This window comes from Flavobacterium aestivum (assembly GCF_026870175.2).
Taxonomy (GTDB): Bacteria; Bacteroidota; Bacteroidia; order Flavobacteriales; family Flavobacteriaceae; genus Flavobacterium; species Flavobacterium aestivum.
This window is the reverse complement of record NZ_CP113977.2, coordinates 101,396-115,754: the sequence shown is the minus strand read 5'-3', so window position 1 is coordinate 115,754 and position 14,359 is coordinate 101,396. Positions and strand designations below refer to the sequence as shown.

Annotated in this window: 13 protein-coding genes; 11 read left to right on the top strand and 2 right to left on the bottom strand. The window is 33.1% G+C overall.

Features of this window, described 5'->3' with window-relative positions:
- Positions 1-42: 42 nt before the first annotated feature.
- From OZP08_RS00615 to OZP08_RS00600, 4 genes are all read left to right on the top strand, one after another.
- A complete protein-coding gene (locus tag OZP08_RS00615) occupies positions 43-1,890 on the top strand; it encodes a hydrolase/aminopeptidase (protein ID WP_268847820.1) in 1,848 nt (615 codons plus the stop codon).
- Positions 1,891-2,063: 173 nt separating this feature from the next.
- On the top strand, positions 2,064-2,621 hold the full coding sequence (locus OZP08_RS00610) for a carboxymuconolactone decarboxylase family protein (protein WP_268847819.1): 558 nt from the start codon (positions 2,064-2,066) through the stop codon (positions 2,619-2,621).
- Positions 2,622-2,685: 64 nt separating this feature from the next.
- Entirely contained in the window at positions 2,686-3,099 is a 414-nt protein-coding gene (locus OZP08_RS00605; RefSeq protein ID WP_268847818.1) for a nuclear transport factor 2 family protein, read from the top strand.
- Between the two features lie 67 nt (positions 3,100-3,166).
- A complete protein-coding gene (locus OZP08_RS00600; RefSeq protein WP_268847817.1) occupies positions 3,167-4,045 on the top strand; it encodes a helix-turn-helix domain-containing protein in 879 nt (292 codons plus the stop codon).
- Here the strand turns inward: OZP08_RS00600 and OZP08_RS00595 are convergent.
- Positions 4,042-5,286: a glycosyltransferase gene (locus OZP08_RS00595; protein ID WP_281322731.1), complete on the bottom strand. Its 1,245-nt coding sequence runs from the start codon at positions 5,284-5,286 to the stop codon at positions 4,042-4,044. The two genes, OZP08_RS00600 and OZP08_RS00595, sit on opposite strands and share 4 nt — an antisense overlap.
- 112 nt (positions 5,287-5,398) lie before the next feature.
- On the opposite strand from OZP08_RS00595, the gene OZP08_RS00590 reads away from it, so the two are divergent.
- The 5 genes from OZP08_RS00590 (at position 5,399) to OZP08_RS00570 (ending at position 11,688) form a co-directional block, all read left to right on the top strand.
- Complete coding sequence (locus tag OZP08_RS00590; RefSeq protein WP_268847816.1) at positions 5,399-5,980, top strand: MiaE family protein; 582 nt, start codon at positions 5,399-5,401, stop codon at positions 5,978-5,980.
- A gap of 65 nt (positions 5,981-6,045) precedes the next feature.
- Positions 6,046-8,802 carry an AsmA family protein gene (locus OZP08_RS00585; RefSeq protein ID WP_281322730.1) on the top strand — a complete coding sequence of 919 codons (2,757 nt, stop codon included), beginning with the start codon at positions 6,046-6,048 and terminating at the stop codon, positions 8,800-8,802.
- 229 nt (positions 8,803-9,031) lie between these two features.
- Positions 9,032-9,826: an MlaE family ABC transporter permease gene (locus OZP08_RS00580; RefSeq protein ID WP_281322729.1), complete on the top strand. Its 795-nt coding sequence runs from the start codon at positions 9,032-9,034 to the stop codon at positions 9,824-9,826.
- A 104-nt stretch (positions 9,827-9,930) separates the two neighbouring features.
- Complete coding sequence (locus tag OZP08_RS00575; RefSeq protein ID WP_281322728.1) at positions 9,931-10,707, top strand: ABC transporter ATP-binding protein; 777 nt, start codon at positions 9,931-9,933, stop codon at positions 10,705-10,707.
- Between the two features lie 3 nt (positions 10,708-10,710).
- The gene (locus OZP08_RS00570; RefSeq protein WP_268847809.1) at positions 10,711-11,688 is read left to right on the top strand and encodes an MlaD family protein; all 978 of its coding nucleotides are present in this window, start codon (positions 10,711-10,713) and stop codon (positions 11,686-11,688) included.
- Between the two features lie 178 nt (positions 11,689-11,866).
- On the opposite strand, the gene OZP08_RS00565 is transcribed toward OZP08_RS00570, so the two are convergent.
- Entirely contained in the window at positions 11,867-13,102 is a 1,236-nt protein-coding gene (locus OZP08_RS00565) for a bifunctional folylpolyglutamate synthase/dihydrofolate synthase (protein WP_268847808.1), read from the bottom strand.
- Between the two features lie 129 nt (positions 13,103-13,231).
- Between OZP08_RS00565 and OZP08_RS00560 the strand changes: the two genes are divergently transcribed.
- Both OZP08_RS00560 and OZP08_RS00555 read left to right on the top strand, forming a co-directional pair.
- A complete protein-coding gene (locus OZP08_RS00560) occupies positions 13,232-13,927 on the top strand; it encodes a MotA/TolQ/ExbB proton channel family protein (RefSeq protein ID WP_268847807.1) in 696 nt (231 codons plus the stop codon).
- 4 nt (positions 13,928-13,931) lie between these two features.
- Positions 13,932-14,327, top strand: coding sequence for an ExbD/TolR family protein (locus OZP08_RS00555; protein WP_281322727.1), 396 nt, complete (start codon positions 13,932-13,934; stop codon positions 14,325-14,327).
- The last annotated feature ends 32 nt before the right edge of the window (positions 14,328-14,359 follow it).

The window sequence follows — 14,359 nt, the reverse complement described above, 5'->3', positions numbered from 1 at the left end:
TTTTTTATTTAATTTACAGTCTTAAAATAAGTATTTTATAAAATGAGAAAAATAGTACTATTAACAATCTTTTTTGCTGCTTTGGCTTGTCAGAAAAAAGATAATTCCGAAAAAACCACATTCGTTAAAGACGAGCATTCCTTTTCTAAGCCAAATCTGGCTGTTGCCAAACATTTAGATCTTGATATTAAAGTTGATTTTGATACACAATCTATTTCTGGGAAAGCATCATGGACTATTGACAATGTTAGTAAAGGCAACGAAATTATTTTTGATGAAAACACACTAAACATTACCAAAGTTACTTTGGGTGATGATGAAAAAGAAACAAAATTTGAATTAGGTACAGAAGTTAAATTTCACGGAAAACCACTTCATATCACGATTGAACCTAATACTACTAAAGTCAATATTTATTACAATACAACCAAAGATGCTGTTGCATTGCAATGGTTGACACCACAACAAACTGCAGATAAGAAGAAGCCATTTCTTTTTTCACAAGGAGAGAGTATATGGTCACGTACTTGGATTCCGTGTCAAGATTCTCCAGGAATTCGATTTACATATTCTGCGAAAGTTACTGTTCCTAAAGATTTAATGGCAGTAATGAGTGCAGTTAATCCGCAACAAAAAAACGACACAGGAGTTTATACTTTCAAACAAGACAAAGCGATTCCTTCATATTTAATGGCGATTGCTGTTGGAGATATTAAATTTAAAGCTATAGATGATCGTACCGGTGTTTATGCTGAGCCATCTTTACTTGAAAAATCAGCTTGGGAATTTGCCGAATTGGGTAAAATGGTTAATGAAGCAGAAAAATTATATGGCCCTTACCGTTGGGGAAGATATGACGTACTGGTTCTTCCGCCAAGTTTTCCTTATGGAGGTATGGAAAATCCAAATCTAACATTCCTTACTCCTGGAGTAATTGCAGGAGACCGTTCGTTGACTAGTTTATTAGCACATGAATTAGGTCATAGCTGGAGCGGAAATTTAGTTACCAATGCTACTTGGGATGATATATGGTTGAATGAAGGGTTTACAACTTACGTTGAACATCGTATTGGCGAAGCTATTTTTGGTGAGAAAGAAGCAAAAATGCAAGGTGTTTTAAGTCGTAAAGTTTTGAACGATAATATAGCAGAATTTGGAAATACAAACCCGGATACCCGTTTGAAAGTAAATACAACAGGGAAAAACCCAGATGATGCAATAAACGAAATTCCGTATGTGAAAGGGTATGATTTCTTAAAGGTAATTGAACAGGCGGTTGGGCGTGCTAAGTTTGATGTGTTCATTAAGAATTATTTTGATGCTCATGCTTTTCAATCCATTACAACAGAAGATTTTGTAAGCTATCTGAACGAAAACCTGATAAAAAATGATAAAGCTCTAGCTGATAAAATAAAAGCTGAGGAATGGATCTACAAACCAGGAATACCATCAAATATTACATCTGTTATTTCAGAAGATTTTAATGTAATAGACAGTATTCAGAAAAGCTGGAGAAAAACAGGTGTAAAAGGATTGAGTCAGAAAATAAAGTCTACAAATGAGAAACAGCATTTTATAGATTATCTTCCAGAAGATATTACCATAAAGGAAATGGCTGAAATTGATGCTGAGTTTAACTTTACAAAAGGTGGGAACTTCGTGATCAAACGCCAATGGTTTGTGCCTGCAATTCGTCATCACTATACTGTGGCATATCCTGCAATAGAACAATTCATGATTGCAACCAGTAGAACAGGATCGTTAGCGACACTTTATAAAGAAATGGTAAAAACACCCGAAGGAAAAGTTTGGGCAAGGCAGATCTTTAATAAAGCAAAACCAGGTTATCATTTAACAACTGTTCAAGACATTCAAGGTCTGTTAAAATAAGTTTTGCAGATTCATGTAAACATACCCGATTACGTTAAGTAGTCGGGTTTTTTGTTTTGTAAAAATAACGCCAGGAAAATAATCCATCACGTAGCGTGAATTCTCCATGTTCCTAAAAAATCTATCGTCGCATCTTTGTATTGTCAATAAGACATAACATAAAAACCAAAAAGATGACACGATTAAAAGCATTATCACCAGAAGAAGTAACAGGAAAAACTAAAGAGTTATTCAACGCTGTGCAAGGCAAATTAGGTTCAGTTCCTAACATGATGAGAACGATGGGAAACTCTCCAGCAGTATTAGAAGGTTATCTGAATTTTAGTGGTGCATTAAGTCACGGTACACTTGGTGCGAAAACAGGCGAGTTACTTGCTTTGTCTATTTCAGAAAGTAATTCATGCGGTTATTGTTTGGCAGCACATACCTTTATAGGAGAAAATTTAGCCAAAATTGATAAATCAGTTTTGCAAGCTGCTAGAACAGGAAATGCATCAGACTCAAAAACAACTGTTGCTCTACAATTTGCAAAAACGTTGGTAAACAAAAACGGATTGGTAAATGACGAGGATGTAAATGCTGTTAAAAACGCTGGATTTTCAGATGGAGAAATCGGTGAAATTGTTGCACATGTGGCTTTGAATATTCTAACGAACTATTTCAATAATACTGCAAATACCGAAATTGATTTTCCAAAAGTACCTAGCTTAGAATTAGAAATTAATAAGTAAAATAATATATACTAAAGATAGTTATGATTATTTTGATAACTATCTTTAGCATAAAAAAAAGAATATGGAAACACAGAGACATCCTTTACCACCATTTACAATGGAAACCGCACTTCTAAAAGTACAAGCTGCAGAAGATGCATGGAATACTAAAGATCCTGAAAAAGTTGCACTTGCTTACACTATTGATACGGAATGGAGAAACCGAACGGAATTCATTAACGGGAGAGAAGAAGTAAAACAATTTTTGACTCGAAAATGGGAAAAAGAACGAAACTACAAACTTAAAAAAGAATTATGGGGTTTTCGTGAAAACAGAATGGCGGTTCGATTTGAATATGAATGGCAGGATCATTCTGGGCAGTGGTTTCGCAGTTATGGCAATGAACTATGGGAATTTGATGAAAATGGCTATATGCAAAAAAGATTTGCCAGTATCAATGATCTGCAGATCAATGAAACCGATCGTAAATTATAATTTTTAAAGGACACAAAGGCTCTAAGTTTTGATAGGCTTAGAGCTTTTTAAATCAGAAGCTCATCGCATGGATTCTCAAAATGTTTTTACCTTAATCAATCCGCAAAACGGAAATCTGGCATTCAAATTGTTTTATTTTGATGATAACAGTCATTATGATCATTTGCAACGCAATAATTATTATTCTCTGATATGGGTAACCAAAGGCAGTGGAAAGGTAAAAGCGGACTTTGCCGAACATAGTTTTGAAGAAAATTCATTGTTAGCCTTTTCGCCATATCAGCCATTTATGCTTTGTGTAGAAGGAAAAATTCAAGGTGTGGCAATTCATTTTCATCCTGATTTTTATTGTATTCACATGCATCAAAAAGAGGTTTCTTGTAATGGTGTTTTGTTTAATAATATTTATCAACCGCCATTTACGTTAATTGATGAAAAAGCAGCAGAAACGTTTAATATGGTTATAAATCAAATAAAAGAAGAAGTGCAAAATGCAGCATTGGCACAATATGAATTATTAATCTCCTATCTAAAAATATTTCTAATAACCGCTTCACGATTAAAAGCGGAACAACAAGAGAAAATTGAGTCAATTCCAGATGCAAAAGAACCGTTTATTCTTCAAAACCTAAAAACGGCTATTGAGGATAACTTTAAAACAAAACATTCAGCGGGAAATTATGCAAGCTTACTAAATATATCACCCAAAGCTTTGGCTAAAATAGCCAAGACCTATTTCAACAAAACCTTGACTGATCTTATTGCAGAAAGAATTATTATAGAAGCCAAAAGAGAATTGTATTTGACTAATAAAACGATAAAAGAAATTGCCTATGAGTTAGGGTATGATGACGAGCATTATTTTAGTCGTTTTTTTAAAACCAATGCAGATGTTTCTCCACAACTCTATCGCGAAACTGTAGGTTTTGGTAGGGCAGAAGCTTAATTTTTATTCTTAGCTTCAATCCATCTCGACATGTATTTTGTACTATTCAAAGTGTGATGTTGCAGCAAAGAACCCATGAAATTATTTAAACGGTGTTGCTGCAAATTTGCAAGTAAAAATAAGATTCTAGAAATGAAGTTATCTTTAAACAACTCTTTAGAATAACGATGATTAATAATGGCAATTCCGTTTTGTTGTGCAACTTTCCAAAGCTCTTTGTCTTGATACAATTGTACGGCAGCTTTTGTGAATTCATGTGCATCATCAGTTACAAATCCATTCCAAGGTAAATTACCATGCATAGATTCTGCGCCAATACTTGTTGTAACACTTGGAGTTCCGCATTGCATGGCTTCAATCAGCTTTCCTTTTATCCCTGCTCCGAATCGTAAAGGAGCCAAAACTACTCGGGCATTCTGTACTACTTCCTGCGCATTAATCGCACGCCCCATAATGTGAAATCCATTTTTAGGCTGATGCAATTGCATTACTTTTTGCGAAGGATATGCTCCATAAATATGCAAATTGGCATCAGGTAATTGTTTTCTTAGTAGAGGCCAAATAGTTTCTTTTAAATATTGAATGGCATTCCAATTGGGTTCATGAAGAAAATTACCAATAAAAATAAAATCTTTTCTTTCCTCAAATGTTGAGAGTTTCTCAAAAGTTGCGGATGAAATGGGTTCTAATAAAAAAGGTAAATAATGCAATAAACTACTATCTATTTTAAAAACAGTATTCAATAAGTCCATTTCAAATTCAGAAATCATTAAGGATAAATCACATCTCAAAATACTGGCGATTTCTCTTTTGGCTACATCTTGAACAAGTAAGTCAGAAGTGCTAAATGGTCTGTTTTCTTTAAAAGCTTTTTGACGGGCTAATCGTAAACAATGCAAATCTTCGGTGTCTAAAACCCGTAAAGCATTAGGACAATTTTCGATAACACGCCACCCGAATTGTTCTTCCATCATGAACCGATCAAATAAAACTACAGAGGGATTTAATTCCTTTATATAAATATCAAAACTAGAACAATTCAAAGCAATAGATTCTTTTTCAACTCCCCATTCTTTTAAATCAATCATAAAATCACTGTCTTGGGCAGGACTCGCAAAGGTGATTTCAAAGCCTTGATTTTTAAAAAGAGAAATCAACTGTAGCATTCTACCACCTGCGGCAGAAGAATTTGGTTCTGGCCATACGAAACCAATTATTAAAAGCTTTTGAATTTTATTCATGTTAATTAAGATAATAGTGCAAAATAATACAATTTGGACGGTAAAAGCATCATTTGGATAGAAAATCCATGAGAAAACACTAATTTTGCATGACCAAATAAAATCATCTGTTATGCTTGGATTAAAATTAGCTACCGACCCTCGTTGGGTAAATATAGTAGAAACCAATATTGAAGAAATATTGACAGATCACGCTTGGTGTGAACAAAAAGCAGCTTCGAACGCAATTAGTCTTATTACTTACAATTCTGAGTTGGAGGAATTAGTAACGGAACTATTGGTAATTGCAAAGGAAGAGTTAGATCATTTGCAATTGGTACATAATTTGATAAAGAGTAGAGGGTTGACATTGGGTAGGGAACGCAAAGATCACTATGTTAATGAGCTTTTCAAATTCATGAAAAAAGACGGCAGCCGTAAAGATGCTTTGGTTGATCGATTGTTGTTTTCGGCAATGATAGAAGCTAGAAGCTGTGAGCGATTTAAAGTGTTATCCGAAAATATAAAAGACCCGGAATTAGCTAAATTTTATAGAGATCTTATGATTTCAGAAGCGGGACATTATACTACTTTCCTAGGATTTGCGAAAAAGTATACAGACAATTTTGACGTAGATAAACGTTGGAAAGAATGGATCGAGTTCGAAACCTCGATTATTGTAAACTATGGAAAAAATGAAACCGTACATGGTTAATATTCCATAAGCAATATATATTTCTATTATCAAGTTTCATTTTATTTAATTTATATCAAAACATAATGGCTTCAATCAATTATAAAACCATCATTTTAAAATTTTTTAAATACACAGGTATAACGATTGTGGTTTTATTGGCACTTATGTTTATTACACCTCTTATTTTCTCTGATAAAATAGAGGAGCAAGTCAAAAAAACAGCTAACGAAAGATTAAATGGAGAACTCAATTATTCGGAGGCCAAAGTTTCCTTTTTTACTCATTTCCCTTCGCTAACGTTGACTTTAAATAATTTTAATCTTAACGGATCGGCACCTTTTCAAAACGAAAAATTAGTTAGTGCAGATGAGATTGCTTTTGGAATCAATCTAAGCAGTCTTATTTTTGGAAACACTATAAATATTGATCAAATTTTCCTGTCTAATTCATTGATTAATGTAAAAGTCAACAAAAAAGGAGAAGCCAATTATAATGTCTATATCGCCGAGAAGGAAACTGCTCCAAAAGAAGAAAAAAAAGAGACAGGATTAAAATTAGAAGAGATTGAAATCAATAACAGTAAAATCATTTATGATGACCAGTCTACCAATATTCATATAGATGCAATCGGATTCAATTATTTAGGGAATGGGGATTTGAGCAAAGCAATATTTGCATTGCACTCGAAAGCAAAAATCGAAAAACTAAATATCATTTATGAAAATGAACCTTACTTGATGAATAAAAAAGTAAACGGGGATTTGATAACTAAAATAAACACTAATTCATTATCATTTGTTTTTGAACAAAATGACTTGTTGATTAATAAATTGCTGGTTGATTTCACCGGTAAATTTGATTTTTTAAAAGATGGATATGACATCGATTTTAAAATAAAATCAGACAGAAGTAATCTGAATGATCTCTTTACCGCTTTTCCTCCTAAATATATAACTTGGCTTAATGATACGGAATTAAAAGGAAGTATTGATTTGTTGCTTACCCTTAAAGGGAAATACATTGCATCCCAAAATTTAGCACCAGATTTGAATTTGGATTTTAAATTAAAAAATGGATTTATAAATTATAAAAAAAGTGCTTTTCCAATATCGAATTTAAATGTTGATATGGCTACAAAAGTACCATCATTAAATCCTGAACGTTTATTGGTCGATGCCAGAAATGTATCTTTGAATATTGAGAAAAATTACCTTAAGACCAAATTGAAAATGAATGGATTGACAACTCCTGATATTGATATGGTTCTTAACTCTCAAATTGATTTGGAGAAATTTAATCGCGCACTTGGAGTTTCAGATATTGAGTTTAAAGGAATGCTAGTTAGCGATTTAAAAGCTAAAGGAAAATACGATCCCAAAAAGAGACTTTTTCCAAATGCAAATGGAACTTTAGATTTAAAGAATGGATTTGTAAAAACACCATATTATCCAAATGCGATAACTGATATTAATATTGTTTCTAATATAAACAATCAAAAAGGGACGTATGATGGGCTTTCGGTAGTATTGAAACCAGCAGCATTTACCTTTGAAGGAGAACCATTTTTAGTGCAAGCTAATTTGAAAAATTTTGATGATTTGATGTATGATATCAAAGCAAAAGGAACATTGAACATTAGTAAAATCTACAGAGTTTTTTCTCAAAAAGGATTAGATGTAGATGGTTCTATTAAAGCAGATTTGCAATTGAAGGGAATTCAAAGTTATGCTGAAAAAGGAAACTACAGTAAGCTGAAAAATAAAGGAACTTTAGAGCTTAGAAATATAAAAGTTGCTACTGAGTATCTGCCAAAATCATTACTTATAAAAGAAGGAATCTTTAAATTCAATCAGGATAAAATGTCTTTCAAAACATTCCTGGCTACTTATGGCGAGTCTGATTTTAAAATGAATGGTTATTTGCAAAATGTTTTCAATTTTATGTCTCCTAAAAATGGAGCCTTAAGAGGATCATTTACTTTAAATTCAAAATACATCAACGTAGATGAGTTCATGTCTAGTACAACTAGCGTTCCGGTTACTAAGCCAACTGCTACCCCAAATAGTAAGCCACAACCCACTACTCAGGAAACAGGAGTAATTCTTATACCGTCAAATTTTGATTTACAATTTTATGCTACAGCACACAAAATAAATTATCAAGGACTTGTTTTGCAAGACGGAAAAGGTGCTGTAAAAATGAAAAACGGAAAAATGTTAATGCAAAATACAGGATTCAATCTTATAGGTTGTGCAGTAAACATGAATGCCGCTTATCAAGGACTAACTCTTAAAAAAGCAGTTTTTGAATACGAAATACAAGCCCAGGATTTTGATATAAAAAGGGCTTACAAAGAAGTAAAAATGTTTAAAGAAATGGCCAGTGCAGCAGAAAATGCAGAGGGTATTGTTTCATTAGATTATAAAATAAAAGGAAGGCTTAATCAGCAAATGCAACCGGTTTATCCTTCTTTGATAGGAGGAGGTGTATTGTCTATAAAAGATGTAAAAATAAAAGGAATGAAAATGTTTAATGCGGTGAGTAAAACTACAGACCGTGAGGCGCTTAAAAATCCTGAACTTTCTAAAGTAGATATCAAGACAACGGTAAAAAATAATATCATAACCATTGAAAGATTTAAATTTAAATTTGCAGGTTTCAGACCAAGAATAGAAGGAACAACTAGCCTGGATGGTAAACTAAATATAAAAATGAGATTAGGTTTACCGCCGTTGGGAATTATTGGAATTCCGCTAACAGTAACTGGAAATAAAGACAATCCAAAAGTTAAAATTGGTCGAAAAGGTAATGAAATTGAGGAAACTCAAGATGTAGATTAAATACTTCTATAATCTGCAATGTTATTTTGGTATGAACTATAAAATCCATTTTATACTCTTATTTACATCAAATTAGTTTTTTAAAGTAAATTGCTAGATAGGTGTAAGTTATGTAGCTTTTTTTGTAAATTTATAAAGATTTCTTAACCGTTTGTATTAGTAAATAATACTTTCTTTGTGGGAACAGGGAAAATAACGGACTAGAAACTAAATATAAAAAGCGAAAAAAATGGATAGTTTTGGTGCCAAAAAATATTTGTTTTCAAAAGAAATCGATTCTTATTTTGAGGGCGTTTATAACGGCTATCGGTTTACTCGTCGTTTTTTTAAAGAAGTTTTTACTCTCCCTTTTCATTTCCGCGAAATTACTAATCAGTGTTTCGAAATCGGATTAAAGTCACTTTCGTTAATAACAATGACTGGTTTTATTGTTGGTGTCGTTTTTACCAAACAATCTCGGCCTTCATTAGAAAGTTTTGGTGCAGTATCTTGGTTGCCTTCATTAATGGGGATTGCTATTGTGAGGGCTTTGGGGCCATTAGTAACTTCGTTAATTTGTGCAGGAAAAGTTGGTTCCAGTATTAGTGCAGAATTAGGCTCTATGAAAGTAACAGAGCAGATTGATGCAATGGAAGTATCAGCCATTAATCCGTTTAAATATCTTGTGGTTACCAGAGTTGTTGCTACAACCATTTCTATTCCCATACTTTCCTTTTATTGCAGTTTTGTAGGACTAATTGGGTCTTATTATAATGTTTCTACCGAAGAGGCAACAAGTATGCAAGTGTTTTACCATAATGCTTTTTCAAATATTTCTTTTTTGGATATTTTCTCATCAATTACAAAATCATTGGTATATGGATTTACCATTGGAATAATTAGTTGTTACAAAGGTTTTTTTGCATCACATGGAACCCGAGGAGTTGGTAAGGCAACGAATCAAGCGGTAATACTTGCTATGTTCCTTATTTTCCTGGAGGAGTTAATTATTGTACAAATTGTCAATTGGATTAGATATTATTAAATATAAAAACCGCCATAATTCCAAGAATAGAGGAGTGGCAATATAGTACTGTTTAGCCCGCTTGCAATCATTCGGGTTTGATAAAAAATGAATAGTAGCTTAGTATGGAAAATGATAAAGGTCAATTCGCTAATACAGCAGATACTGTTATAAAAATTGAAGGATTGTATAAATCTTTTGATGAACTTGAGGTATTAAAGGGCATTGACCTAACTGTTCAAAAAGGTGAAAATTTAGCGGTGCTGGGTAGATCCGGTTCGGGTAAATCAGTTTTGATAAAAATTTTAGCAGGCTTATTAAAACCAGACAAAGGAAATGTAACAATGCTTGGAAAACAGTTGGGTAAGTTAAAGCAAAAAGAATTGGACGAATTGCGATTGCGTATGGGATTTTCGTTTCAAAATAGCGCTTTGTATGACAGTATGAGTGTATATGCAAATTTATCGTTTCCGTTGACTATGAACGTGAAAAACCTCAGCAAAAAACAAGTAGATGATGCTGTAGAAGAAGCACTGGATGCAGTAGGTTTAATTGATAAAATAGAGCGGAATCCGGCAGAGCTTTCAGGAGGGCAACAAAAGCGATTGGGTATTGCCCGAACACTAATCTTAAAACCGGAAATAATGTTGTATGATGAACCTACATCAGGATTGGATCCTATAACGTGTGCAGAAATTAATGCTCTTATTGTCGATGTACAACAACGATATAAAACAAGTTCTATCATCATAACACATGATCTTACTTGTGCAAAAAATACTTGTGAACGAATTGCCATGCTGATAGATGGATCGTTTGTGAAAATAGGAACATTTGATGAGGTTTTTAAAACCGATGAGGAACAAATAAAAAAATTTTTCTCTTATAATTTTACACTTTAGGATATGAGCGAATCATCAAGTAAACATTCTATATATGTAGGTCTATTTATTTTTATAGGAATGATATTTCTATTAGGAGGTATTCTTATGGTGGGTAATCTTCACGAAACGTTTAAGAAAAAAATGGAACTGGTTTCTGTTTTTGATGAGGTGAATGGATTGCAAACGGGAGCCAATGTGTGGTTTTCTGGGGTGAAAATCGGAAAGGTAAGAAGTATTGAGCTTAATAAAAACAGAAAGGTTTTGGTGACTTTGGCTATTGAAACCAAAGCACAACAATTTATCCTTAGAAATGCTAAAACTAAAATAGGTACGGATGGACTTATTGGGAATAAAGTTGTTGTTATCTACGGTGGCACTGAAAATTCCGACCCAGTAAGAGACGGAGATACTTTGCGTGTTGGTAGTACGTATTCTACAGAAAATTTGATGAATACCTTGCAAAAAAACAATGATAACCTTCTAGCGATAACTACGGATTTTAAAACGATTAGTCATAAGTTGACTATGAATGAAGGAACTGTTGGGAAATTATTGAACGATAATGGATTATATGATAATATTAATGCAGTAGCCCTGTCACTTAATGAAGCTTCGAAAAAAGCAGACAAATTAATAGGTTCACTTAATGATTATAGTGCGAAATTAAATAAAAAAGGGTCTCTTGCCAATGATCTGGTAACCGATACAATAGTTTTTAATTCAATTAAGAAATCAGTTTCAGAATTACAAAAAATGACCACAACTGCCAATGCAATTATGGACAATCTCAAAAAAGCCAGCAGTAATCCCAATTCGACTATTGGAGTTTTATTGCATGATGAAGAATCAGGAGCTAATTTGAAAAACACCATCAAGAATCTAGAAAGCAGTTCGGAGAAATTGGATGAAGATCTTAAGGCAGCACAAAGTAGCTTTTTATTGAGAGGTTATTTTAAGAAAAAAGAAAAAGAGGCTACAAAAGCGAATTCCGAAAAATAGTGCTATTATGTATTTTGGCTAAAAGAAAAAAGAGTATTTGTTTTAAAAAAAAAACTGCACAAATTGAGCCAATGGTATTATCAATGCAATTTGTACTGTTTTTCATTTTGAAGCAACTGGTAAATTGAATTCATAGAAATATATGAATTCAATTTACCAGTTGCTTGGCTTTATTTGTTTAAACCTCTTTATTTAATGGTAATTCGGCTACTACAAAGGTGCTTCCGCCAATATAGATAAAATCGTCTTTTGTAGAATTATTCTGAGTAGCGTTGTAAGCTTCAGCTACAGAGTTGTAGATGTTTCCAGAGAGTGAAAATTGCAATGCTTTTTCCTGTAACAAAGCGGGATCTAAGCCTCTAGGAATATTAGGTTTGCAAAAGTAATAGGTTGCATTTTTGGGAAATAATGGTAATACTTCATCCAGTTCTTTGTCATTGACAACACCAAGCACAATATGCAAATGATCAAATTTCTCTTTTTGTATTTGATTCAAAACAATTTCTAAGCCATTTTTATTATGTGCGGTGTCGCAAATTATTTTTGGATTATCTCCCAATTGTTGCCAACGTCCCAGTAGACCTGTGTTTTTTACAACATGAAGTAAACCTGATTTTATATTTTCGAGACTTACTTTAAAGTTGGTTTGTTCGTTTAAAACGGTAAGGGCTTGAATAACGTTCTTTTTATTATGGGTTTGATAATCACCAATTAAATCAGAAGGGTAAGTTTCTGAAATCAAATCAGAAGCGAAATAGATTTTAGCATTATTTTTTGCAGCTGTTGCCAAAAAAACTGCTTTTGTCTCAGTAGTATATTCGCCAATAACAACAGGAATTTCGGGTTTTATAATTCCTGCCTTTTCAGTAGCAATAGACTCTAAGGTGTTACCTAAAAACTGAACGTGATCAATACCAATATTAGTAATTACAGAAACTAGAGGTGTAATAATATTTGTAGCGTCGAGTCTTCCTCCCATTCCCACTTCTATAATGGCAATATCTATTTTTTCTGTGGCAAAATAATCAAAGGCCAATCCAACAGACATTTCAAAGAAACTCATATCATTGGCTTCAAAAAAGGATTTATGTTGTTCGATGAATTCACAAACAAAAGCTTCGGAAATTTCAATGCCGTTAATCTTGATGCGTTCCCTAAAATCTTTTAAATGCGGAGAAGTATAAAGTCCGACTTTATATCCTGCTTCTTGTAGGATAGAAGCCAGCATGTGCGAAGTAGAGCCTTTGCCATTAGTACCGGCAACATGAATACATTTTATCTTTTTATGGGGATTATCAAGATGGCTTGCCAGTAAATTAACATTGGTTAAGTCTTTTTTATAAGCCGAAGCTCCTTGCAATTGATACATCGGGAGTTGATTAAACAACCAGTTTGTAGTTTCTTGATAGTTCATTTATTTTTGATAAAATAGTTATAAATTGAAATATTTTTTGCTTTTTTTAGTTTAATATTACAGTGAAAAATATTTTCTACAAAATTGAAATATTTTTTAGAATTAATGATTATAAACCAAGAATAATATATGTTTAATTTCATACAATTACAAGCTGATTCCCTTGCCAATGCTGCATCTAATGTTGTTATAGAAAAAGTGGCACCCAATACAGAAATCTCTGTTTTAGGTTTTATTCTAAAAGGAGGATTCTTTTTAATCCCAATCGCAATCTTATTGTTTTATACATTTTATGTAATTATAGAAAGATATTCATACATACATAGAGTGTCTAAGGTTGATCCTCTTTTGATGAGGGATGTTAAAGATCATCTGAATGCAGGAAATTTTGATTTGGCTCGTTCTATAACCGAAAGAACCAATACGGCATCGGGTAATGTGATAAAAGAAGGAATCTTATTAATAGGGCGTCCTATTGCCGAGATAGAATCGAATATGGATCGTGCTGCCGATATAGAGATTGCAGAAATGGAACAACATTTAGGACAATTGGGGCTTATCGCGGGTATTGCGCCAACACTTGGATTTATTGGGACAATCTCTGGGGTAATCAAGATTTTCTATAGTATCTCTGTGACTGAAAACATTAGTATCGGTAACATTTCGGGAGGTTTATATGAAAAAATGATTAGTAGTGGTTCGGGATTAATTGTGGGGATTATCGCCTACAGTGCTTACCACTTACTGAACGGGAAGATTGATAATTATGCTTTGAAAGTGCAAAAGCAAATATTAGAATTCGTAAATATTATTCAAAAAGCATAAGGTCATGTCTATCAAAAGAAAAAGAAGATTTCACGCCGAAGTCGCTACTTCGTCCTTGAGTGACATCATGTTTTTTTTGTTGCTGTTTTTCCTAATTATCTCAACTTTGGCCAATCCGAATGTGATAAAAATGGCTCTGCCAAAGGCAAAATCACATGAAAAGACCAACAAACAATACATTAGTTTATCAGTTACTGAGGATAAAAAATTCTATATTGACAAAGAACCTGTTGCTTTCGAAGAACTCGAAACTGTTTTGATGTCTAAAATGGATTCCCAAAAAGATCAAACAGTTATTGTTCGAATTCCGTTCAACCTTCAAGTACAGGATTTAGTTGATGTTTTGCAAATAGGAGTAAAGAACAATTTGAAATTTGTCATTGCCACAAGTCCGAAATAAAAATAGAAATTTCGTGTGGGCGTGACCACAAT